The organism is Sulfitobacter sediminis, from assembly GCF_040811725.1.
In the GTDB taxonomy this organism is placed as follows: domain Bacteria; phylum Pseudomonadota; class Alphaproteobacteria; order Rhodobacterales; family Rhodobacteraceae; genus Sulfitobacter; species Sulfitobacter sediminis.
In genome coordinates this window covers 68721-90336 of the sequence record NZ_JBFNXX010000005.1, presented here as the reverse complement: position 1 = coordinate 90336, position 21616 = coordinate 68721, and the positions used below count along the sequence as shown (strand labels likewise).

At 63.8% G+C, this 21616-nt stretch carries 25 protein-coding genes and 1 riboswitch; of the genes, 16 read left to right on the top strand and 9 right to left on the bottom strand.

From position 1 onward, the window contains the following. The first annotated feature begins 28 nt into the window (after window positions 1-28). A riboswitch (SAM-SAH riboswitch) is annotated at window positions 29-76 on the top strand. Window positions 77-79: 3 nt separating this feature from the next. The 3 genes from metK to AB2B41_RS08245 all read left to right on the top strand — a co-directional run bounded on the left by metK (window position 80) and on the right by AB2B41_RS08245 (window position 2707). After that, window positions 80-1261: a methionine adenosyltransferase gene (metK, locus tag AB2B41_RS08255; RefSeq protein ID WP_367877299.1), complete on the top strand. Its 1182-nt coding sequence runs from the start codon at window positions 80-82 to the stop codon at window positions 1259-1261. A gap of 3 nt (window positions 1262-1264) precedes the next feature. Next, window positions 1265-1909 carry a COG3904 family protein gene (locus AB2B41_RS08250; protein WP_367877298.1) on the top strand — a complete coding sequence of 215 codons (645 nt, stop codon included), beginning with the start codon at window positions 1265-1267 and terminating at the stop codon, window positions 1907-1909. A 129-nt stretch (window positions 1910-2038) separates the two neighbouring features. Then, window positions 2039-2707 (top strand): LysM peptidoglycan-binding domain-containing protein, encoded by a 669-nt coding sequence (locus tag AB2B41_RS08245; protein WP_367877297.1) that lies wholly within the window; start codon window positions 2039-2041, stop codon window positions 2705-2707. A gap of 53 nt (window positions 2708-2760) precedes the next feature. Here the strand turns inward: AB2B41_RS08245 and AB2B41_RS08240 are convergent, their stop codons facing one another. Continuing rightward, complete coding sequence (locus AB2B41_RS08240; protein WP_367877296.1) at window positions 2761-3525, bottom strand: response regulator; 765 nt, start codon at window positions 3523-3525, stop codon at window positions 2761-2763. A 105-nt stretch (window positions 3526-3630) separates the two neighbouring features. On the opposite strand from AB2B41_RS08240, the gene trmB reads away from it, so the two are divergent. The 6 genes from trmB (at window position 3631) to rpsA (ending at window position 9582) form a co-directional block, all read left to right on the top strand. Then, entirely contained in the window at window positions 3631-4341 is a 711-nt protein-coding gene (trmB, locus tag AB2B41_RS08235) for a tRNA (guanine(46)-N(7))-methyltransferase TrmB (RefSeq protein ID WP_367877295.1), read from the top strand. Window positions 4342-4517: 176 nt separating this feature from the next. Further along, the gene (aroA, locus tag AB2B41_RS08230) at window positions 4518-5870 is read left to right on the top strand and encodes a 3-phosphoshikimate 1-carboxyvinyltransferase (RefSeq protein ID WP_367877294.1); all 1353 of its coding nucleotides are present in this window, start codon (window positions 4518-4520) and stop codon (window positions 5868-5870) included. After that, window positions 5867-6388, top strand: a complete 522-nt coding sequence (locus AB2B41_RS08225; RefSeq protein WP_367877293.1) for a hypothetical protein — start codon at window positions 5867-5869, stop codon at window positions 6386-6388. Before aroA ends, AB2B41_RS08225 begins: the two co-directional genes overlap by 4 nt. After that, the gene (locus AB2B41_RS08220; protein WP_367877292.1) at window positions 6385-7011 is read left to right on the top strand and encodes a (d)CMP kinase; all 627 of its coding nucleotides are present in this window, start codon (window positions 6385-6387) and stop codon (window positions 7009-7011) included. Before AB2B41_RS08225 ends, AB2B41_RS08220 begins: the two co-directional genes overlap by 4 nt. Before the next feature lie 148 nt (window positions 7012-7159). Continuing rightward, window positions 7160-7540: a rhodanese-like domain-containing protein gene (locus AB2B41_RS08215; protein ID WP_367877291.1), complete on the top strand. Its 381-nt coding sequence runs from the start codon at window positions 7160-7162 to the stop codon at window positions 7538-7540. 287 nt (window positions 7541-7827) lie between these two features. Beyond that, window positions 7828-9582, top strand: coding sequence for a 30S ribosomal protein S1 (rpsA, locus tag AB2B41_RS08210; protein WP_367877290.1), 1755 nt, complete (start codon window positions 7828-7830; stop codon window positions 9580-9582). A gap of 100 nt (window positions 9583-9682) precedes the next feature. Here the strand turns inward: rpsA and AB2B41_RS08205 are convergent, their stop codons facing one another. Then, window positions 9683-10120: a hypothetical protein gene (locus tag AB2B41_RS08205; protein ID WP_367877289.1), complete on the bottom strand. Its 438-nt coding sequence runs from the start codon at window positions 10118-10120 to the stop codon at window positions 9683-9685. Window positions 10121-10394: 274 nt separating this feature from the next. Then, entirely contained in the window at window positions 10395-10853 is a 459-nt protein-coding gene (locus AB2B41_RS08200; protein WP_367877288.1) for a YHS domain-containing (seleno)protein, read from the bottom strand. A gap of 352 nt (window positions 10854-11205) precedes the next feature. On the opposite strand from AB2B41_RS08200, the gene ihfB reads away from it, so the two are divergent. Genes ihfB through AB2B41_RS08185 form a run of 3 tightly spaced genes read left to right on the top strand, consistent with a single transcriptional unit; the run spans window position 11206 to window position 12496 of the window. Continuing rightward, a complete protein-coding gene (ihfB, locus tag AB2B41_RS08195) occupies window positions 11206-11490 on the top strand; it encodes an integration host factor subunit beta (RefSeq protein WP_367877287.1) in 285 nt (94 codons plus the stop codon). Then, window positions 11490-11840 (top strand): lipopolysaccharide assembly protein LapA domain-containing protein, encoded by a 351-nt coding sequence (locus tag AB2B41_RS08190; RefSeq protein ID WP_367877286.1) that lies wholly within the window; start codon window positions 11490-11492, stop codon window positions 11838-11840. The genes ihfB and AB2B41_RS08190 overlap by 1 nt, the downstream gene beginning before the upstream one ends. Before the next feature lie 8 nt (window positions 11841-11848). Further along, window positions 11849-12496, top strand: a complete 648-nt coding sequence (locus AB2B41_RS08185) for a phosphoribosylanthranilate isomerase (protein WP_367877285.1) — start codon at window positions 11849-11851, stop codon at window positions 12494-12496. Between the two features lie 104 nt (window positions 12497-12600). Here the strand turns inward: AB2B41_RS08185 and AB2B41_RS08180 are convergent, their stop codons facing one another. From AB2B41_RS08180 to AB2B41_RS08155, 6 genes are all read right to left on the bottom strand, one after another. Continuing rightward, entirely contained in the window at window positions 12601-14097 is a 1497-nt protein-coding gene (locus tag AB2B41_RS08180; RefSeq protein ID WP_367877284.1) for a phosphomannomutase/phosphoglucomutase, read from the bottom strand. A gap of 22 nt (window positions 14098-14119) precedes the next feature. Then, a complete protein-coding gene (kdsA, locus tag AB2B41_RS08175) occupies window positions 14120-14953 on the bottom strand; it encodes a 3-deoxy-8-phosphooctulonate synthase (RefSeq protein ID WP_367877283.1) in 834 nt (277 codons plus the stop codon). After that, on the bottom strand, window positions 14950-16695 hold the full coding sequence (locus AB2B41_RS08170; RefSeq protein ID WP_367877282.1) for a KpsE/RkpR family capsule polysaccharide export protein: 1746 nt from the start codon (window positions 16693-16695) through the stop codon (window positions 14950-14952). Before AB2B41_RS08170 ends, kdsA begins: the two co-directional genes overlap by 4 nt. Continuing rightward, window positions 16673-17332, bottom strand: coding sequence for an ABC transporter ATP-binding protein (locus AB2B41_RS08165; protein WP_367877281.1), 660 nt, complete (start codon window positions 17330-17332; stop codon window positions 16673-16675). Before AB2B41_RS08165 ends, AB2B41_RS08170 begins: the two co-directional genes overlap by 23 nt. A 158-nt stretch (window positions 17333-17490) precedes the next feature. Continuing rightward, window positions 17491-18519, bottom strand: coding sequence for a permease (locus tag AB2B41_RS08160; RefSeq protein WP_367877280.1), 1029 nt, complete (start codon window positions 18517-18519; stop codon window positions 17491-17493). Beyond that, the gene (locus tag AB2B41_RS08155) at window positions 18512-18856 is read right to left on the bottom strand and encodes an ArsR/SmtB family transcription factor (RefSeq protein WP_367877279.1); all 345 of its coding nucleotides are present in this window, start codon (window positions 18854-18856) and stop codon (window positions 18512-18514) included. The genes AB2B41_RS08160 and AB2B41_RS08155 overlap by 8 nt, the downstream gene beginning before the upstream one ends. Window positions 18857-19105: 249 nt before the next feature. Between AB2B41_RS08155 and AB2B41_RS08150 the strand changes: the two genes are divergently transcribed. From AB2B41_RS08150 to AB2B41_RS08135, 4 genes are all read left to right on the top strand, one after another. After that, window positions 19106-19693 (top strand): uracil-DNA glycosylase family protein, encoded by a 588-nt coding sequence (locus tag AB2B41_RS08150; RefSeq protein WP_367877278.1) that lies wholly within the window; start codon window positions 19106-19108, stop codon window positions 19691-19693. Next, window positions 19686-20468 carry an SseB family protein gene (locus tag AB2B41_RS08145; RefSeq protein ID WP_367877277.1) on the top strand — a complete coding sequence of 261 codons (783 nt, stop codon included), beginning with the start codon at window positions 19686-19688 and terminating at the stop codon, window positions 20466-20468. The genes AB2B41_RS08150 and AB2B41_RS08145 overlap by 8 nt, the downstream gene beginning before the upstream one ends. A 131-nt stretch (window positions 20469-20599) precedes the next feature. Beyond that, window positions 20600-21124, top strand: a complete 525-nt coding sequence (locus AB2B41_RS08140; protein ID WP_367877276.1) for a YHS domain-containing (seleno)protein — start codon at window positions 20600-20602, stop codon at window positions 21122-21124. Next, on the top strand, window positions 21121-21606 hold the full coding sequence (locus AB2B41_RS08135; protein ID WP_367877275.1) for a rhodanese-like domain-containing protein: 486 nt from the start codon (window positions 21121-21123) through the stop codon (window positions 21604-21606). The genes AB2B41_RS08140 and AB2B41_RS08135 overlap by 4 nt, the downstream gene beginning before the upstream one ends. The last annotated feature ends 10 nt before the right edge of the window (window positions 21607-21616 follow it).

Below are 21616 nucleotides of genomic sequence, written 5' to 3'. Positions count from 1 at the left end.
CCCAAGGCTCTGGGTAAGCCAGAGCGCATCGGTGCCACAACGGCTTCCTGACGTGGCACGTCACATTATTGGAGCAGATATGTCCCGACAGAATTACGTTTTCACCTCCGAGTCCGTCTCGGAAGGGCATCCCGACAAGGTGTGCGACCGCATCTCGGACGCGATCCTTGACACGTTTCTCAGCGAGGAGCCCGAGGCGCGGGTGGCGGCGGAAACCTTTGCCACCACGAACCGCGTGGTGATCGGCGGCGAGGTCGGGCTGAGCGATCAGGCCAAGCTTGCCGAATACATGGACCGCATCGAGGACATCGCGCGCGCCTGCATCAAGGATATCGGCTACGAGCAGGACAAGTTCCACCATGCCACCTGCGAGATCACGAACCTTCTGCACGAGCAATCCGCCCATATCGCACAGGGCGTGAATGCGGCCGCGAATAAGGACGAGGGCGCAGGCGATCAGGGCATCATGTTCGGCTATGCCACCGACGAGACCGAGCAGCTGATGCCGGCCCCCATTCACTATGCCCACGCGATCCTGCGGCGGCTGGCCGAGGTGCGGAAGGACGGGACAGAGCCCACCCTGCGCCCCGATGCGAAAAGCCAGCTGTCGGTGCTCTACAAGGGCGGCAGACCCGTGGGCGTCACCTCCATTGTCCTTTCGACCCAGCACGAGAGCGAGGCCCAGAGCAGCGACGACATCCGCGCCATCGTCGAGCCCTATATCCGCGAGGTGCTGCCGTCGGGCTGGATTACCGACGAAACCGTCTGGCACGTGAACCCCACCGGTACTTTCGTGATCGGCGGCCCGGACGGGGACGCGGGTCTGACGGGCCGCAAGATCATCGTCGACACCTACGGCGGCGCCGCCCCCCACGGCGGCGGTGCGTTCTCGGGCAAGGACCCGACAAAGGTGGACCGCTCGGCCGCCTATGCCGCGCGCTACTTGGCCAAGAACGTGGTGGCGGCGGGCATGGCCAAGCGCTGCCTCATTCAACTGTCTTACGCCATCGGTGTGAGCGAGCCGCTGTCGATCTACTGCGACACCTTCGGGACCGGCGAATGCGACGATGCGGAGGTCGAACGTGCGATCCGCAAGGCGATGAGCCTGACACCGCGCGGGATCCGCGAACACCTCGAGCTGAACAAACCGATCTACCAGCGCACCGCTGCCTACGGTCATTTCGGCCGGGCACCCGAGGCCGACGGCGGCTTTTCCTGGGAAAAGACCGACCTTGCCGACGCGCTGCGCGCCGGGGGCTGAGTGATGATCCGGGGTGGGGCGGCGTGGATACGGCGGCTTGCCCCGGCCCTGCTCTGCCTCGCCCTGCCGGGCGCGGCACTAGCCGAACGGTTCTCCGTCAGCGGTGAGAGGCTTATCTTCGACACCATTGCCCTTGTCGACGGGGAGCCCGCGGATATTTCGGGCGACGACGTCGAGCAGATGCGCGACGTGCTGCGCGCCAACCCGGACATCCGGGTGCTGGAAATCAACTCGACGGGCGGCGGGCATTACCCTTCGATGGAACTGGCCGCGCTGGTGATCGACTTCGAACTCGATACCCACGTTGAGGAAACCTGCCAAAGCTCCTGCGTGCCGGTGTTCCTGGGTGGGGCGAAACGCACCATGGCGCGCGGTGCACGCATCGGGTTTCACCAGTTGTCATGGGACGCCGAGGCGGTGGAGAATTATTATAACGAGAACCGCGAAGGCTTTGGCTGGGAGACGCCTTTCGACTTTGCCGAATGGATGTACGAGGACACCCAGACCGAGACCTACAACCGGCTCGCCTATATGGTTTCGCGCGGAGTGGATCCGGAATTCGCCATCCGCACGATCCGCAAGCCGGATACGACGCTCTGGTTTCCCTACCGTAGCGTGCTGATGGCAGCGGGGGTTCTGACGGACTGAACGCCCGTATTCCGGCACAGGGTTATTGGCAGGCGATAATCGCGCTCAGCGAAAACTCTGTGACAATTCACGCGTATTCTGATAATTTTTCGCCATTCAATTATTTGAATGATAGCGAGGTAATACCCTGTGTTTTTACCCATTATTGAACACAAGATCAAAAAAGGCGAGAATCTAACGTCGATAGTGAAGAAGCATGGCTTTCCTGGAAATGCCCGGAAGGCGATATACAACGCAAAGTACAATGCCAAGCTTCGGACGGAATGCCCAAATCCAAATCTGATCCTGCCGGGCAAGGTGTTCAAGCTGCCCTCTACTCCGAAAGCACAACTTTTGAAGGGCAAGACATACCTTGATAAGGCCAAAGCGCACTATCAGGCCGAGATTGCCCTTCAGGATTTCAATCTGGCGAAATATGCCAAACTTGCGGAGTATGCTGAACAAGAAGACGCGAATAAACAAAGCTTGTATCTGAAGGAATTGAAGGCGCTGAAAAAGACAAAACCCGGAGATGATCTCTTTGCGCGATGCAAGGAGGAATACGCAAATCCGATCTTCCTTGCATTCTTTGGTCGCTGTAAAAATGATGTGGTGAGGCACAAGAAACTGATAGAGGAAACAGAGCGCCTTACGAAGATGGCTCTGAGAGCGAACCTTCAGAAAAAGAAAGAAACGATCGCACGCTTGCGCGCGCTAAAGGATAGGGCGACAGAGGCGCGAGCGCATGCCAACCAAATCCTGACATGGTTGCTGGAGATCGAGAAGAAGGTAAACGCAGCGATTAAGGAGACCGTCTGAGGACGGTTGCACGGCTTTGCGTTTCAAACAGCTCATCATGTTTGGGTAATTCCTCAGTGCGTCCGGCGCCCGAAAGGGGACGGCGGGCGCGCGGGCTTGGGCGGCAGGCTTTGCACCTTCGCCCTGTCGCCGGTCAATTCGGCCAGAAGCTGTGCGCCGTCCTCGCGCTCCATCTCGATCAGGAAGGCCCAGAGGCTAATGCAGTTCTGCTCAAGCGCGTCCAGCGCCTGCGGGGCACCGCCGGTGGCGCGCAGGTCGCGCATCTGCCGCATCATCCGGCTGATCATCGGCTTGACGTCGCGCGCGCAGCGGGTTGCGCAACGCGCCAGCAGCCGTTCGACATCTTCGGCCGGGTACTCTGCCTTGGGGGCCTCGGCGGGGGGCGTCGCGGTGGCAAGCGCGCGCTCCACCGCAGCGGCGAAACTGGCGGGCGAAAGGTCGTCCTTGGCCAGATGACCTGAACAACCGATCGAAACCGCCCTTTCGGTCAGCTGTGCCGCCGCCTGACCCGAGACCATGAGCGTCGCGGCATTGAGGTTGCGCGCGCTCAGCCGCACCATGTCGAGCGCGTCAAGACCGGTGCCATCGGGCAGGGCATAATCGACGAGGATCAGCCGGTAGCTGTCCCGTTCGAGATGTGCGGCGAATTCCCCGAGCGTCTTTGTATTGCTGACCGCGCAGGGGAAACGCAGGCCCGAGCAAAGCCTTGCCAGCCGGTGCCGGTCGAACCTTTCGTCATCGAGGATCAGCACCGGCAGGGGCGAAAGCCCGGAGGGGTGCGGCATGCGCGTGGCGGGGCTGGAGAAGGTGGCAGGCATGAGGGGCTCCGTGGCAGGTACCGGGCGAGATTAGCGCAGGGCCCTTAAGCGGGATTTAATCCCGAAGCATTGCAGCCATGCGGTGCCCGCGCTAAAGCCCGCCGCATGAACACGCCGAAACGCCCCCGCCGCAATTTCTATGGCCGCCTCAAGGGCAAGGCCCTGAAACCCGCGCAGAAACGCTACCTTGATGAGGACCTCGCCGCGCTGTCGCCGGGGCCGGTCAGCTGGGAAGACAATCCCGGGCGCACCCCGCTCGACCTCGACATACTTTTCGGTGGACGGCCTGTCTGGCTGGAGGTGGGGTTCGGCGGTGGCGAGCACATGGTGCACCAGGCGCGCGAGAACCCGGGCGTGGGCATCATCGGCTGCGAGCCCTACATCAACGGTGTCGCGATGCTGCTGGGCAAGATCCGCAGCGCAGGGGTCGACAATCTTGCCGTCTATCCTGGCGACGCGCGCGACCTTTTCGACGTGCTGCCCGAGGCCTCCATCGCGCGCGCCTTCCTGCTCTACCCCGATCCCTGGCCCAAGACCCGCCACCACCGCCGCCGCTTCGTGACCGAAGAACATCTCGTACCGCTCGCCCGCGTGATGCGGCCCGGCGCGATCTTTCGGGTGGCCACGGATATCGAGGATTACGTACGCCAGACGCTGGAGAAGGTGCCGCGCTTCGGCTTCGAATGGCTGGCCGAGCGGCCTGCCGACTGGCGCGAACCCTGGGACGACTGGCTGTCCACGCGCTACGAGCAAAAGGCGCTGCGCGAGGGGCGCAAACCGCATTACCTGACGTTCCGGCGGCTTGACCAAAACTGAGCGGGCTGACGCCCGCACGCGATTTTATTGATTTTCCGCAGGAAAATCAGTGCGAGGCGCTGCCTCGCGCTCCGGGACCTTATCGAGCCAGAAAGAGAGGGATTGTGGTGCGCCTTGGCATGGACGGTGCCTTGCGGCTGGGCTAGAACGCGCTGAAACCAAATGAGGGCGCTAACATGTCGGGGCACGGTGATCCCATTCCAATGACATCCTCGGCCTGCGGGCCGCTAACCGGAACAGCCGAGGTGCCGGGGGACAAGTCGATCTCGCACCGCTCTCTGATCCTGGGGGCGCTAAGCGTCGGTGAAACGACGATTGAAGGTCTGCTGGAAGGGCAGGACGTGCTCGATACCGCCAAGGCGATGCGCGCCTTTGGGGCGGAGGTGACGGAGCACGGCGGCGGGCGCTGGTCGGTGCAGGGCGTGGGCGTGGGCGGGTTCGCCGAGCCCAGCCAGGTGATCGACTGCGGCAACTCGGGCACCGGTGTGCGGCTGATCATGGGGGCCATGGCGACATCGCCTATCACGGCCACGTTTACAGGCGACGCGAGTCTGAACGGGCGGCCCATGGCGCGGGTGACGGACCCGCTGGCGCTTTTTGGCTGTGCCGCGGTGGGGCGCAGCGGCGGGCGGCTGCCGATGACGCTGGTGGGCGCGCGGGAACCGGTGCCGGTGCGCTACACCGTGCCGGTGCCTTCGGCGCAGGTGAAATCGGCGGTGCTGTTGGCAGGTCTCAACGCGCCGGGCAAGACCGTGGTGATCGAGGCGGAGGCCACGCGCGATCACACCGAGCGGATGCTCGCGGGGTTCGGGGCGGAAATAACCGTGGAGGAGAAGGACGAGGGCCGGGTGATCACGCTCACCGGTCAGCCGGAGTTGTGCCCCCAGCACATCGAGGTGCCGCGTGACACGTCCTCGGCCGCCTTTCCTGTCTGTGCGGCACTCGTCGTGCCGGGATCGGATGTTTTGGTGCCGGGCATCGGGCTGAACCCGACGCGCGCGGGTCTTTTCACCACGCTGCGCGAGATGGGTGCGGACCTTACCTACGAGAATGAGCGCGAAGAAGGGGGAGAACCGGTCGCGGACCTGCGCGCGCGTTTTTCGCCGAACCTCAAGGGCATCGAGGTGCCACCCGAACGCGCGGCCTCAATGATCGACGAATACCCGGTGCTCTCGGTCGTTGCGGCCTTTGCTGAAGGCCTGACGGTGATGCGCGGCGTGAAGGAATTGCGCGTCAAGGAAAGCGACCGGATCGAGGCCATGGCCACGGGCCTGCGCGCCAACGGGATCGACGTGGAGGACGGGCCGGACTGGTGGACCGTCACCGGAAAGGGCCATGGCAATGTGCCGGGCGGGGCGCTCGTCGCGAGCCACCTCGACCACCGGATCGCCATGTCCTTTCTGATCCTCGGCATGGCCAGCCAGGAGTCTGTGCGCGTGGATGACGGCGGGCCGATTGCCACGTCCTTCCCGATCTTCGAGCCGTTGATGCAGGGGCTTGGCGCGCGGATCGCGCGCGCGGGCGCGTGACCGCGACGGGGAAGGCGACGACGGCGGCGGCGCTGGGGGCTGCCGTGCTCTTCGTGGCGCTTGGCATCCTGACGGATCGGCATCTGCAGCCGGACGGTATGGACCCCTTCGACAGCCGGCTGACGGGCTATACGGGTGACGAGGCGCGTCTCTATCTGGCCGCGCTGGCCGAAGCCGGAAGTATCGAAACCTACCTCGGGCTTTTCCGGCAGCTCGATACGATCTTTCCGGTGCTTCTGGCGCTGACCTTCCTCGGGGCGATCTGGCTTGGGACGCGGGGTCTCCCGTTGCCGCTGCGGCTTGTCCTTGGCCTTGCGCCGGTTGCCTACCTCTGGGCGGACCTGGGAGAGAACGCACGTGTGGCCATGATGCTGCGCGCCGGACCAGCGGTGGACGACGCGACCGTCGCCGCCGCAAGCTTTTTCACGAGGGTCAAGTGGTCTTGCCTTGCCCTTTCAGCCATGGTGATCCTTGCTACCTGGGGTTACCGTCGGATCAGCATGAGGGCAGAGGCATGACAACCAGGGGCTTTACCGTGGCCATCGATGGACCGGCGGCCAGCGGCAAGGGGACGATCTCGAGGGCCGTTGCGGCGCGGTTCGGCTTTGCGCATCTCGACACCGGGCTGCTTTACCGCGCGGTGGGGGCCAAGGTGCTGGAGGGCATGGACCCGGTCGCCGCTGCCCGTGCGCTCAGGCCCGGGGACCTCGATGGCGATGCGCTGCGCACCCCGGCCATTGCACAGGAAGCAAGCAAGGTCGCGGCCCTGCCCGAAGTACGCGCTGCACTCAAGGATTTCCAGCGCAGCTTTGCCGCGCGGTCGGGCGGCGCGGTGCTGGACGGGCGCGACATCGGCACGGTGATCTGCCCCGACGCGCAGGTGAAGCTTTTCGTGATCGCCGATGCAGTGGTCCGCGCGCGGCGGCGGTTCGCGGAGCTATCGGAAAAGGGGATCGAGACCACCTTCGAAGAGGTGCTGGCCGATGTGCAGGCGCGTGACGCGCGTGACATGGGCCGGGCGGATGCGCCACTCCGGCCGGCGGTTGACGCGGTTACGCTTGATACCTCTGACATGGACATCGAGGACGCAGTCGCGGCCGCCGTGGCATTGATCGAGGCGAAGCGCACTGCGCTTAACTGAACGCCAGTGCGGTGTCCAAGCGATCTCACCGACACAATGCGCATGGTTCGGGAAAATCCCTTCCGAGGGAACTGGCGGCCGCGGCGCGGCGTACTACCTGACAATTAATGCCCCGCGCGACGGGGTGCAGAATGAAAGGAATGTCGCCATGAAAACTGCCAAGGATTTCCTCGAAGAGGCCAATGCTGTCGTCCCGAAGATGGACGCCACCGACGCCATAGCCAGACATGCGGCGGGCGAAGGGGCCTTTATTGACGTGCGCGACACCTCCGACATCGAGAAGAGCGGCACCATCGCGGGCGCGCATCGTATCCCGCGCGGAATGATCGAGTTTCGCGCCGATCCGAACATGGAGAACTTCTACAATCCGGTGTTCAAGAAGGACGCACCGCTTTACCTGATCTGCGGTGCAGGCGGGCAGGCGGCGCTGTCGGGCAAGACGCTCAAGGACATGGGCTACACCAATGTCACGAACATCGGTGGCTTCAATGCCTGGAAAGAGGCGGGCGGCCCGACGGAAGAGGGCTGATCTGACCTGGAGTCGGCGCTGGGGTCAGGGACACGCCTCTCGCATTTCTCATCCACGTCGGTTTGTGGCGTGACGGGATTGACCGGACCGTTGTTCTGGCGCCTTTTCGCCGCCGATAAGTCGGCGGCACTTTGCGCGACATATCTGGCGGACGTGCAGCCCCTTGCAGCACTGAGTAAAGTGTCCTATACGCGCCCTGTCCAAAGGGCGGAAACAAGCCTTGCGACGTAGACTAGGGCAGGGTCGGTTCCAACCGGCCCTCTTTCTTTTGCGTTACAAGGGCCAACTTGCGGACCAATTCACCCCCCAGACCGGCGGAGACAACCGCGCGGCCAGAAACAGTTGATAAGGATAGCAAACGCCATATGGCAAACATGATGGATGAGTTTGAAGCGCTCCTCGAAGAAAGCTTCGAAATGGACACGCCCGAAGAGGGCAACGTCGTCAAGGGCAAGGTCATCGCGATAGAAGCGGGCCAGGCCATCATCGACGTCGGCTACAAGATGGAAGGCCGCGTCGAGCTGAAAGAATTTGCCGATCCGGGCGAAGCGCCCAAGATCGCGGTCGGCGACGAAGTCGAAGTTTTCCTGCGTCAGGTCGAAAACGCCCGCGGTGAAGCCGTCATCTCCCGCGAAATGGCCCGCCGCGAAGAGGCATGGGACCGTCTGGAGAAGGCCTACGCGGCAGAAGACCGTGTCGAAGGCGCGATCTTTGGCCGCGTCAAGGGCGGTTTCACCGTCGATCTGGGCGGTGCCGTGGCCTTCCTGCCCGGCTCCCAGGTGGATGTGCGCCCCGTGCGCGATGCAGGCCCGCTGATGGGTCTCAAGCAGCCCTTCCAGATCCTCAAGATGGACCGCCGCCGGGGCAACATCGTGGTGTCGCGCCGTGCGATCCTCGAGGAATCCCGCGCCGAGCAGCGCGCCGAGGTCATCGGCAACCTGACCGAAGGCCAGACCGTGGACGGCGTGGTCAAGAACATCACCGAATACGGTGCCTTCGTTGATCTGGGTGGCGTCGACGGCCTGCTGCACGTCACCGACATGGCCTGGCGCCGCGTGAACCACCCCTCCGAGATCCTCTCCATCGGTGAGACGATCAAGGTACAGGTGATCAAGATCAACAAGGACACCCACCGCATCAGCCTCGGCATGAAGCAGCTGCAGGAAGATCCGTGGGATCTGGTGGCCGCGAAGTATCCGCTGGAATCCGTCCACACCGGCCGCGTGACCAACATCACCGACTACGGTGCCTTTGTTGAGCTGGAGCCCGGTGTCGAAGGTCTGGTCCACGTCTCCGAAATGTCCTGGACCAAGAAGAACGTGCACCCCGGCAAGATCGTCTCCACCTCCCAGGAAGTGGAAGTCATGGTGCTGGAAATCGACCAGGCCAAGCGCCGCGTGTCCCTGGGCCTCAAGCAGACCATGCGCAACCCGTGGGAAGTCTTTGCCGAGACGCACCCCGAGGGCACCGAGGTCGAGGGCGAGGTCAAGAACATCACCGAATTCGGTCTGTTCATCGGCCTGCCGGGCGATATCGACGGCATGGTGCACCTGTCCGATCTCAGCTGGGACGAGCGGGGCGAGGATGCGATCCAGAACTACCGCAAGGGCGACGTGGTTCAGGCCGTCGTCTCCGAGGTCGACGTCGAGAAGGAGCGCATCTCGCTCTCCATCAAGGGTGTGGGCGGCGACAAGTTCGCCGAGGCAACCGGCGGCGTGAAGCGCGGCTCGATCATCACCGTGACCGTGACCTCGATCGAGGACGGCGGCATTGAGGTGGAATACGAAGGCATGAAGTCCTTCATCCGCCGCTCCGATCTGTCGCGTGACCGTGCCGAACAGCGCCCCGAGCGTTTCTCGGTCGGTGACAAGGTCGACGTGCGCGTGACCAACGTGGACGCCAAGGCGCACCGTCTGGGCGTGTCCATCAAGGCCCGCGAAATCGCCGAAGAGAAGGAAGCGGTCGAGCAGTATGGCTCGTCTGACTCCGGTGCATCTCTGGGGGATATCCTGGGTGCCGCGCTCAAGGGTGACGAAAAGTAAATCTGCCTGTCAGACAGGTCAGGAGGGCCCCGCGCTGCATGGCGCGGGGCCTTTTCTTTTCGGGGCTCCTTGTGAAAGGTCCCTACGCGATCTGGTTCTCTCAGGCCCGTGCCCGGTCGTCCCGACGCCATGGCCGGTCCAGCGCAACACCTGCTGCCGTTGCCAGCAGCGCGAAGGCGTTGCCGTACCAGGGCGGGCTGCCTGGTGTCTGGGTCAGGACGGTGAGTGTCGCAACAAGGGTAGGGACGTAGAACAGGACCAGCAGGACCGGCACCAGAATCCGCGCCCAGAGTTCCCCGCGACGCAAGGGAATGACCACGAGGACAATCACCGCAACACCGAGCGCAATCCAGCCCGCTCCGGCAACGTCGAGCAACGCGCCGAAGAGAACCCGTTCACTGTCTGGCAGCTCCTCCCAGGCACGGCCAAGTGCGTCGACGTGGTAGGGCATGAATTCAGGCGAGAACAGATAGATCGCGCCCATCACGATGCTGACGATGCCGGTGATCACGTAGGATGATATGGCCGCAATCCGCATCAGCGTTGCTCCGCCCAGGTCGCGCGGGCTTGCCCGAGCAGGGACAGAACCCCATTGATACTGCTGCGGACGCTCGAATTGTACACTGCGTGCCCCCTGAATTCCTTTCGCATACCGTACCACAGGCCACACCGATGTTACCCTGATGTGGATCAGGAAGTCAGGGGCGGTCCGGCGATCAGATGGTCCTTTGTCAAGGGATGGCGCTTTTGCTAGGTGGAATAGGTCATGGGCGATCGCTCAGCCGAGGGCACAAAAGCCCCACTCGCTCGCCTCAGTTCAGCACCTCAGGCCAGTTCCTGTCCCCCGCCGCGATCCTGCCGGTGATGTCCTTTTCCCACCGGCGCTGCACACGTTTGGAGTAGTTCAGGTACAGCTTGCCATCGACGATCCGCCAGGCTTCCGGCACGGTCGAGGCTGTGTAGCCGTTGCTGACCGCCCAGGCACAATAGCCGCCGTATTGCGGGGCGTAGCGGTCCGGGTCAGCGGCAAAGGCATCGCGGTTGGCCGCGCTCGCGAAACGCCATGTCGCTCCGCGCCAGTCGTGGGTGATAGCGGGATCGCCCGCGATGGGCCTGCCTTCGGTGAAATAGGCCACCACGTCCGTGCCATCGACGGCGACACCCCCCTCGGCATAGACCTGTGGGGTCTGCGCCCGGGCCTTGCCCGCAAGGAACGGCGCCGCGGCAATGACTGTCAGGGCGGCCAGGAACGAACGGCGGGAAACGGACATGGGGGTCTCCTTCGTCTGGGAATGATGTCTTTCCCCCCAATCTGGGACAGCTTTCCGCGCCGGACCAGAGCCCACACGAAATTGTCAGCCTGCGCGATCAGGCACGGGCCAGCGTCCCCCTTCCGCGGCCCGGCACCACGACGAATCGCTCTGACCTTTCGGCAACTGAGGGGGCCATTTGCACGTCAGCCTTTGCCAACGCAGGAGGCAGCTTGCAAAAACTTCACCAAAAACAGGATGTTCTGCCCCAAAAAACCCTTCTGTGATGAACGGACCGGCTTCCCGAATGCGCGGATTTTTCCTATAGTTTGGCGCGGACAACCAAAAATATATCTCGCGGGGGGATAGCACAATGATCCGGTCAGAACTCATCCAGAAGATAGCGGATGAAAATCCGCACCTCTACCAGCGAGATGTCGAGCGGATCGTCAACACCATCTTCGACGAGATCACCGGTGCGATGGCCGGGGGCAATCGGGTCGAGCTGCGCGGCTTCGGGGCCTTTTCGGTCAAGAAACGCGATGCCCGGGTCGGACGGAACCCGCGGACGGGTGAAACCGTTCATGTCGAGGAAAAGCACGTGCCGTTCTTCAAGACCGGCAAGTTGCTTCGGGACAGGCTGAACGGGAAAAGCTGATGCGCTATGTTCGCTATTTTTGTATCGCCATTTTCGCACTGGCGCTGATCTCTGTCGCGCTGGCCAACCGCGCGATGGTGACGCTGCAGGTTCTGCCCTCCGAGGTGGCGGGCTGGTTCGCGGTCAACCCGTCTATCGACCTGCCGCTGTTCCTTGTCATCCTTGGCAGCATCGTCGCGGGCCTTCTGGTCGGCTTCATCTGGGAATGGATCCGCGAATACGGTGAACGCGCGGAGAAGGCGCGTCTGGCGCGCGAGACCCGCAGGCTGGAGCGCGAGGTTGCCCGCCTGAAGGGCGAAAAGCACCAGGGCAAGGACGAAGTGCTGGCGCTTCTCGACGAGGCCGGCTAAGGCAGGCCATGCCTTCGAACGTCAACGTGAAGATTTGCGGCGTGAAGACGCCTGCCGATATCGCGGCCGCTGTTGAGGCGGGGGCGCGCTACGTCGGCTTCAACTTCTTTGCCAGGTCCCCACGCTCGGTCAGCGTGGAAGACGCGGCCGCACTGGCCGCGGAGGTGCCCGAGGGCATCTGCAAGGTGGCCCTCGTGGTTGACCCGACCGACGCAGCGCTGGACGCGCTTCTGGCCCGCCTGCCCATCGATATGATCCAGCTTCACGGCAGTGAAACGCCCGCGCGGGTGACCGAGATCAAGGCACGGCACGGCCTGCCGGTGATGAAGGCGGTGGGCGTGGCGGACGCCGATGACCTGCAGAAACTTGACGCCTACTTGAAGGTCGCCGATCAGATACTGGTCGACGCCAAGCCGCCGAAAGATGCGGTGCTGCCCGGCGGAAACGGCCTTGCCTTCGACTGGCGGCTGATCGCCGGACGGCGCTGGCCCGTGCCGTGGATGCTGGCGGGCGGCCTGACGGCTGAGAACGTGGGCGAAGGCATCGCCATGACGGGCGCGCGGCAGGTCGATGTGGCTTCGGCCGTGGAGTCCACGCCCGGCGTCAAGGACGCCGCGTTGATCCGGGCGTTCTGCGCGGCGGCACTGGCAGATTGAGCGCGCAAAGCGCGCACGCGATTTATTGATTTGTCTCCGCCAAATCGGTTTTGCGAGGCGCTGCCTCGCGCTCCGGGACTTTATCTGGCCAGAAAGAGGGGCGATCAGATCTTCTGGTCGTAGTCTCCCACGCCGGGTTCGGTCCGGATCACCGCGTCGATGTCGTGGAAGATGGCGCGCATTTCCTCTTCGGACGTCGGGCTTTCGCAGACGACCACCAAGTTCGGCGTATTTGAGGAGGCGCGCACCAGCCCCCAGGCGCCGTTGTCGAGGATCACGCGGGCACCGTTCACGGTGACCACTTCCTTGATGGCGCGGCCCGCGATCTCTTCGCCCGCTTCATGCTTGGCCACGAGCTTCTCCACGAGGCGCGCGAGAATGTCGTATTTCTCTTCGTCCGTCGCATGGGGCGACATGGTCGGCGTGGACCAGGTGCGGGGCAGGGCGCGGCGCAGGTCGGACATGGACATATCCGGGTTGCGGTCCATCAGCTTGCAGATTTCGACGGCCACCCGCATGCCGCAATCGTAGCCGCGCCCGATGGGCTCGGCCAGGAAGTAGTGGCCCGATTTCTCGAACCCGGCCAGCGCGCCGATTTCCTTGACGCGCCGCTTCATGTGGGAGTGGCCCGTCTTCCAGTAGTCCGCCTTGATCCCGTGCTTCTGCAGCTCCGGGTCGGAGGCGAAGAGGCCGGTGGATTTCACATCCGCGACGAAGGTCGCATCGGGGTAGAGCTTGGCAAGATCGCGGGCCATGATCACGCCCACCTTGTCGGCGAATATCTCCTCGCCCTCGTCGTCCACCACGCCGCAGCGGTCGCCATCGCCGTCAAAGCCGAGTGCCAGATCGGCGCCGGAGGCTTTCACGGAGGCGCTCATGTCGTGCAGCATCTCCATCGCCTCGGGGTTCGGGTTGTAGTGGGGAAAGGTATAATCGAGCCGGTTGTGGCTCTCGACCACCTCGACGCCCAGGCGGCGGAAAAGCTCGGGTGCGAAGGCCGAGGCGGTGCCGTTCCCGGTGGCGCAGACCACCTTGAGGGGGCGTGTCATCCGGAAGTCGCCTACCAGATCGTCGAGGTAAGCCTCGCGCACACCGTCGACGAATTCGTACTTGCCGCCGTCGCGCGGCTGTCCTTCGCCGTTCAGCACGATGTCCCGCAACTCTGACATCTCGTCCGGCCCGTGGGTCAGCGGGCGTTCGAAACCCATCTTCACCCCGGTCCAGCCGTTGGGGTTGTGGCTGGCGGTAACCATGGCGACAGCAGGCGCATCCAGGTGGAACTGGGCGAAATAGGCCATGGGCGACAGCGCCGGGCCGATATCCTTGACGTGAATGCCCGCCTGCATGAGGCCAAGGATCAGCGCGTTCTTGATCGACAGCGAATAGTCGCGGTAATCGTTGCCGACCGCGATCACCGGTTCGATCCCGCGCCGGTGCATCTGGGTGCCAAGGCCTAGGCCGAGGGCCGTGATGCCGGGCAGGTTGATGTCGTCGGGGTATTTCCAGCGCGCGTCGTATTCACGGAAACCGGTGGGCGCGATCATCGGATCGCGCAGGAATGCCCAGGTGTTCTGGGCGACTTCGGGGGCGGGTTTGCGCACGGGGGGCACCTCGCGAATTGGGTCAGAAGGTGAGGGGGTATGCCTTGGCCAGCGCGTCGAACTTCATCAGCGTCGCGATGAGGTCGTGCATCTGGTCCAGCGGGATCATGTTGGGCCCGTCCGAAGGGGCGTTGTCGGGGTCTTCGTGGGTCTCGATGAAAACAGCCGCCACGCCGATCGCCGTTGCCGCACGCGCCATGACAGGGGCGAATTCGCGCTGTCCCCCCGATGAACCACCCTTGCCGCCGGGCTGCTGTACAGAGTGGGTGGCGTCCATGACCACAGGATAGCCGGTCTGGGCCATCTGCGGCAGGGACCGCATGTCCGCCACCAGCGTATTATAGCCAAAGGACGTCCCCCGCTCGGTCAGCAGGATACGCCTGTTACCGGTGCTTTCGATCTTTTCGACGATATTGGGCATGTCCCAGGGCGCAAGGAACTGGCCCTTCTTGACGTTGACGGCCTTGCCCGTCTCTCCGGCGGCCAGCAGCATGTCGGTCTGACGGCAGAGAAAAGCGGGGATCTGGAGGATGTCCACCACCTCCGCCGCGACGGCACATTGCGCTTCGGTATGCACATCCGTCAGGACCGGCACGCCGTTGGCCTTTGCCACCGATTGCAGCACCTTGAGCCCCGCGTCTATGCCAAGGCCGCGCTTGCCCTTGAGAGAAGTGCGGTTTGCCTTGTCATAGCTGGCCTTGAAGACATATTGCGCGCCCGCTGCCGCACAGGCCTCCTTCATGGTGCCCGCGATCATCTGTGCGTGGTCCTCGCTTTCGAGCTGGCAGGGGCCCGCGATCACCGTCAGGGGGCGGTCGTTTCCGATGATAACGTCACCGATCGTGGCTTGGGTCATGAAGTTACCTGTTCTCTGAGGATCGACGCTGTCAGGGACAACATAAGGTAGATGCCTGCAAAGATCAGGAAAGCCAAGATCGTGTTCTCGAATTTGCGCGGATAGGTGGGTTCCTGCGGGGCAACGGGCTGCACCGCAACGGTCAGATAGCGCACCTGGCGGCTGGCCTCGGTCCGCGCTTGTTCCATCGCCGTCTGCGCGGCCTGCAGCTGCATGTCGGCATTGGCCAGATCGGCCTGCGCCAGCTGCATGGTCACCGCTTTCTCGGCCAGAGAGTTCTCGCCTTCGGTGGCGCTGTTCATCTTCTGGCGTAGTTTCTCAAGCTGGTCATTCAGGCGGCGCACGTCCCCCTGCGCGCCTTCGACCTTGGCGCGGTTGGGCCTTGCGTTGTCCAGCAGCGCAGCAAGTTCCAACTGTTTCTCGATCAGCAGCGTTTCATAGTTGCTGATCTGGCCGCGGATGGCGGCAATCTCGGCCTCGGGGTCGACACCGTTCTCGATCTGCAGACGGATCAGCGCCTCCTGCGCGTCGCGGCGGTTCTGCTGGGCCTTTTCGAAGCCGTCGAGCGCGTCTTTCATCCCGTCCTCGCGCTTCTTCTGGCTCAGTTCGTTCACCCGCTCTTCTGCGTATTTGATAAGGCTCTTGGAGAAATTTGCAGAGACCTGCGGATCGGCGGCGATCACTTCCATGCGGATCACGCCCTCGGTCGGATCGTAGCCGATCTTCACGTTCTTCTTGTAGATCTTGTAGGCTTCCTCGCTCGTCGAATTCGGTTCCAGCCTCTGGATCGGGTCGATCATCTCGTTCGCGAAATGGCCCTTGAAGCCTTCGTCCGCGTTGAGGCGCAGCATGGCGTCCTTGGATTGCAGATAGGCCTGCGTGGCGATGCTGTCGGCGGAATTGGCGAATTGCGTGGGCAGGATGCCGCCAAAGGGGCTGGCGCCCCCGCCGCCCTCGCTCTGGATGATCAGGAACTGGCTGGTGGTCGCATACATCGGTGTCGCGATCTTGTAAAAGTAGAAGCCCGCGATGAAGGTCGGCAGCATCACAAAAAAGGCCAGCCGGGTCAGCAACAGTCCAAGCTTGCGGCGGCGGCGGCGCGAGATGTCGCGCTGGATTTCCGAGATTTCGCGCTGACGGCGTTCCGTCGGGCTCATCTCCGTCGCGGGCAGCTTCACGCCGCCTGCGGGCACGGTCTGGGGCAGTTGCACACGCCCTGCGGGTGCTGGCTCCGCGCCTACCTCACCTTTTTTTCCGTCGTTCGATGGAACGACAAGCTCAAGCATATTGGAGCGCTGGAAAGGGTCGATGCCCTGTTTACGCAACAGGCTTATCGCATCGAAATCCGATGTGGGTGCCAGCCCGTGTTTCTGCGCGACGCGCCGCGCCAGCCGCAGTTGACGGCCAGTCAGACCCTCGCGGCGGATCGCATCTATGTCGGTCTCGCCCGCAACCTCGCTGGCCGAGGCTACCTCGCCTTCCCGTGCCGTCGCCTTGGGCGCGCTTGGCGCCTCGGGCTTTTCGTTGGGTTTCGGGGCCGGTTTGACGTCGGCTGCCGGAACCGGTTTCACTTCGGCAGAGGGCACAGGCGTCGGCACCGGGCGCGGCTTCGGCGGCTCCTTGAACTCCTCGGCGCGCACGGCCGAGCTGAGCTTGACGCTCGTGGGGGCGTCGCCGGCGGTCTCCGACGCCGGGGTGCTCCGCTTGATGCGGAATTTTCTAGCCTTGGGTTTCGTAGTCATAGAGCTGTTTCGCTTCTTCCAAGGTATCGAACATATGCAGCTGCCCGTTCAGCAACACGGCGGCGGAACGGGCGAATTTTTCAAGTGTGGAGGGCTGGTGCGAGACGATGACGATCGTCGTCGTGCGCAGCCGTTCCTGCAGGATTTCCCCGGCCTTGCGGTTGAATTCAACGTCCGTCGCGCCCGGCATCCCCTCGTCGATCAGGTACATGTCGAAATCGAGCGCCAGCATCAGCGCAAAGGAAAACCTCGAGCGCATGCCTGAGGAATAGGTGCCCAGCGGCTGGTCGAAATACTCGCCCAGCCCGCACAGCCAGCGGCAGAAGCTTTCAACGTAGTCGGGGTCAAGCCCGTAGAGCCGCGCGATATAGCGGGCGTTCTCCATGGCCGAGACCTTGGTCACCACGCCTCCCATGAACCCCAACGGAAAGGAGATGTTGCAGCTGCGCCGGATTTCCCCCTCGTCGGGTTTCTCAAGCCCTGCCATCATGTTGATGAGCGTGGTCTTGCCCGTGCCGTTGGGCGCGAGGATGCCCAGCGACTTGCCCAGCGGCACGCGGAACGACACCTTGTCCAGGATCACTTTGTGGTGTGACCCCGTCCAAAAGGACTTGGATACGTTCTCGAATTCCAGCATGCCTGCTCCGGTTGCTGTACTGGTGTGTTCTGCCTCGTCCTCTTGTGCCAGAGGTTAAAGGTCGGTTTACACCGGGACTTTGGCGACATTATGGCCGAAAGTCTTGTCGCAACACAACGAAGGATTGGTTAACGGGGCCTTTCGCCCCGTCCCCGTTCTCAGACGATCGCCTGCCAGACAAGGCCCGCCGCGATGGCGCCGACAAGCGCGAAGGCGAGGTAGGCGGCAAAGACACGCGGCTTGACCAGCGCCCAGACCGCGATGGCCGCCGGAATGCAGCTGACCCCGCCCGCGATCACGAAGGACATCGCGGCACCTTGGCTCATGCCCTGCTGGAGGAGCGCATCGACCAGCGGCACGGCGGCATAGCCGTTGAGATAGGCAGGTGCACCGACAATGGCACCCAGCAGGATCGGAGCGATCCCGTCGCCGCCCAGCACCCGCGCGATCATCTCTGCGGGCAGGTAACGCAGCATCAGCGCCTCGATCAGGTAAGCCAGCGTCAGCCACTTGGTCAGGAACAGCGCGTTGTCGAGCGCGGTCCTGCCAAAGGTCTGCCGCCGCTCCGCCACCTGCCAGAAGCGCCAGACAGGCGTGCCCGAAAAGGGCTTCTTGGCCGAACAGCAACCACTTACAGCGGGTGTGGCGCGCAGCGGATCGGCGAAAACCGGGGAGTGCGCGGTGAACATCACGGCAAAACCGCCCATCATGCCGATGCCGATTGCCGCAAAGGTCTTGGCCAGAGCGAAATCGAACCCCAGCGTGCCCGAGGTGATGGCGAACATCGCCGGATCCATCAACGGCGAGGCCAGCCAGAACGCCATGACCGCGCCCAGCGGTGCGCCCACGGCAAGCAGCGCGGCGATGAAGGGGATCACTTCGCAGGAGCAGAAGGGCGACAGCCCGCCCAGCAGGGCCGCCATGACGATCATCCGCGCTGGATTGCCCTCGAAGGCGCGGGCCAGAAGGTTTTCGGCACCGGTGGCCTTGAGGTACGCCACCGCGAGGACCGCAAAGGCGATGAACGGGGCCGTGTGGCCAAGGGCCGTAACGGTAAAGCGCACCGTTTCCCCCAGCGTTTCAGGTGCCAGCACCGCGACAAGCGCCAGGATCACCGCAATCGCGCCCCATGCACCGGGGGTCCAGCGGCGCGAAAAGGCGGCAGTTGTCTGGGTCGTATCAGCCATGATCGTGATCCTTGTGAGGGGAAGCGGCATCCGCGCAGCATTCGGTCAGCAGGAAGTTGGCCAGCGCCTCGACTTCCCGGTAGGCGACGGCGGCGCAGATGATGCTGCGCCCCTGCCGCTTCTGTTTGACAAGACCGGCGGCGGCCAGAAGCTTGAGGTGGTGTGTCAGGGTCGAACCGGTCACGCCGGTCTTCTCTCCCAATTCACCGATGGTCAGCCCATCCGGCCCAGCCCTTACGAGGCTGCGCAGCACGGAAAGCCTCTGTTCCGATCCAAGCGCGGCAAAGCTGGCGGCGGCGAGGGTGAGCGGGGGTGTGGGGAGCGAGTCGGTTTTCATATTTCTAGAATTATCGAAATGATGGCCGCGATCAAGCTTTATTTCTAAATCTGTCGAAATGATTTTCGGCGCACAGCTGCCCGCGCCCCCGAAAAACGCCGATCTCAAGGCTGCAACTCGCCCGCCGCGCACCCGCTTTCTTTGAAAGAAAGCGGCCGGGAACCTTGAATGTTTCCGATCCCGCGACGCACCCACAGAAAAACACCCTCACACCTTGGTCTCGCGCCAAAAAGACGTATCTCCCTCCCCATGAAGGACATCCGCGAAGACCTGCGCGCCTGCACCCTCTGCGCCGACCGCTTTGCCGCAACCGCCACGGCGCACCGCCCCAACCCGGTGGTCTGGTTTGCCCCCGGTGCACGCATCCTCATCGCGTCGCAAGCCCCGGGCCTGCGCGTGCACGAGGCCAACACGCCCTTCTGGGACGCCTCCGGCAAGCGCCTGCGCGACTGGCTCGGCATGGATGAAGATACCTTCTACGACCGCTCGAAAGTGGCGATCATCCCCATGGGCTTCTGCTTTCCCGGCTACGACGCCAAGGGCAGCGACCTGCCACCGCCGCCCCTTTGCTGGAAGACATGGCGCCAGCCCGCGCTCGACATGGTGCCCGAGATCCGCCTGACAGTGCTCATCGGCGGCTACGCCATGCGCTACCACCTGCCCGGTTTCACCAAAGTGACCGAGGCCGTCGCAGGCTGGCGCGACCATCCGCCCGGCGTCTTTGCCTTGCCTCATCCGTCCTGGCGCAATACCGGATGGCTGAAGAAGAACCCGTGGTTCGAGGCGGAGGTCGTGCCCCGCCTGCAATCCGCGGTGAAAGAGGTATTGAATGACTGACCTGACCCCCCTCGACGAGGCCCACGCCGCCATGATCGCTGCCGAGGACGACGATACCGCGCGCCTGCGCTTTTACGAACGCATCGCGGATGTCGAGCTGTTCCTGCTGCTCGAGGCCGAGCCGGATGATGATCAGGTGACGCCTGTCCTGCTCGACGACGGCTACGTGCTGGTCTTTGACCGTGCCGAGCGCCTCGCGGCCTACGTCGGCGAAACCGCCCCCTACGTGGCGCTGTCGGGCCGCGCGATTGCCGGGATGCTCGACGGGCAGGACCTCGGCATGGCCGTCAACATCGGCGTTGCCTCCTCCGAAATCCTGTTGCCCGCCGGTGCCGTGGCGTGGCTGCGCGACACGCTGGCCAACGAAGCCGGAGAGGTCGAGGCGCGGATCGAACGTGTCCTGCCGCCCAAGGGCCTGCCCGAAACCCTGATCGCCGCCATCGACGCCAAGCTCGCCACCGCCACGGCCATGGCCGCAGGGGCCTACCTTGTCGCCGTCGAGTATCAAGGCGGCGGACGCGGGCACCTCCTGGCCTTCATCGGCGCGATCCCCCGCGCGCAGGACGCGCTGGTGCGCGCGGCCTCCGAAGCGCTGACCTTTTCCGGCATAGAGGCGGGTGCGATGGACGTGGGCTTCTTCGAACCCGGTGACCCTACCGTTGAGAAACTCGCGAAGGTCGGCCTGCGCTTCGACCTGCCGCAGGGCGAGGGATTGCAACATACCCCCCGGATGCCGCCGGGCATGGACCCTGCAAAACCGCCGATCCTGAAATAATCGGGGCCGCCAGCCCACGGCGGATCACCAACCGGTCACGAAGCCGGGAGATCACGCAGCCGTGCAGTGATCGCGACCCGCCCTTTACCTAGCTTGGCGTGGAACGCATCATCAGCCCAAGGAGCGCATCCATGAACCGTTTCACCCTGACCCTTGCTGCCGCCGCAACCGCCCTCAGCCTCGCGGGGCAGGCCTTCGCGGGCGAGCAATACGTCGACGGCACAGGTTTCGCCGTCTCCGGCTACGATGTGGTCGCCTACTTCGACCTCAATCAAAACCCGGTGGGTACCGCCCAGCCCGCCGCCGTTCCCGGCAAGGCCGACATCACCGCCGACTACAACGGCGCCACCTTCGCCTTCTCGACCGAGGCCAACCGCGACAGGTTCCTCGCCAATCCTGCGCAATACGCGCCGCAATACGACGGCCATTGCGCCTACGGCGTCAGCAAGGGCGGCAAGGTGCCCGGCAACCCGAACCTCTGGCGGATCGTGGACGGCAAGCTCTATCTGAATATCACCAAGAATGTCGTGGGTTTCTGGGAAGAGGATATTCCCGGCAACATCACCCTGGCCGAGGGCAACTGGACGTCCATTGAACCGACCCCGGGTTCCGACCGCCCGATCCCCGATTTCAGCTCCTCCGCGCCGGTGAAATGACGTCGGAGCGCGATAAGGTATTCTCCCCGTCGCGCGCCGCGCGGCGGGGTTTCCTGTTCTCGGGCCTCGCCGTCGCTGGCCTTGCCGCCTTTGCCGCAGCGCGCTGGTTCAACGTTGGGGCAGAGCTGACTGAAAACGATCTGACCGCGCCCGAGGCGCTGCTTGCCGCGCAGGAAGGCGAGGTGATCCTCGTCGACATCCGCAGACCTGACGAATGGGCGCGCACCGGCGTGGGTGAGGGGGCGGTGCCTCTCGACATGCGGCGGCCGGACTTCGTGCTGGCATTGGCGGAACTTACCGGTGGTGACACGGCCACGCCCGTCGCCCTGATCTGCGCGCGCGGCGTGCGCTCCGCCCGCCTTGCGCGTCGGCTGGCGGAGGCGGGTTTCACCAATGTCCTCGACGTCCCCGAAGGCATGATGGGCTCCGGCGCGGGGCCGGGGTGGCTCGCCCGTGGCCTGCCTGTCACTGACGTGGAGTAACACGCAATTC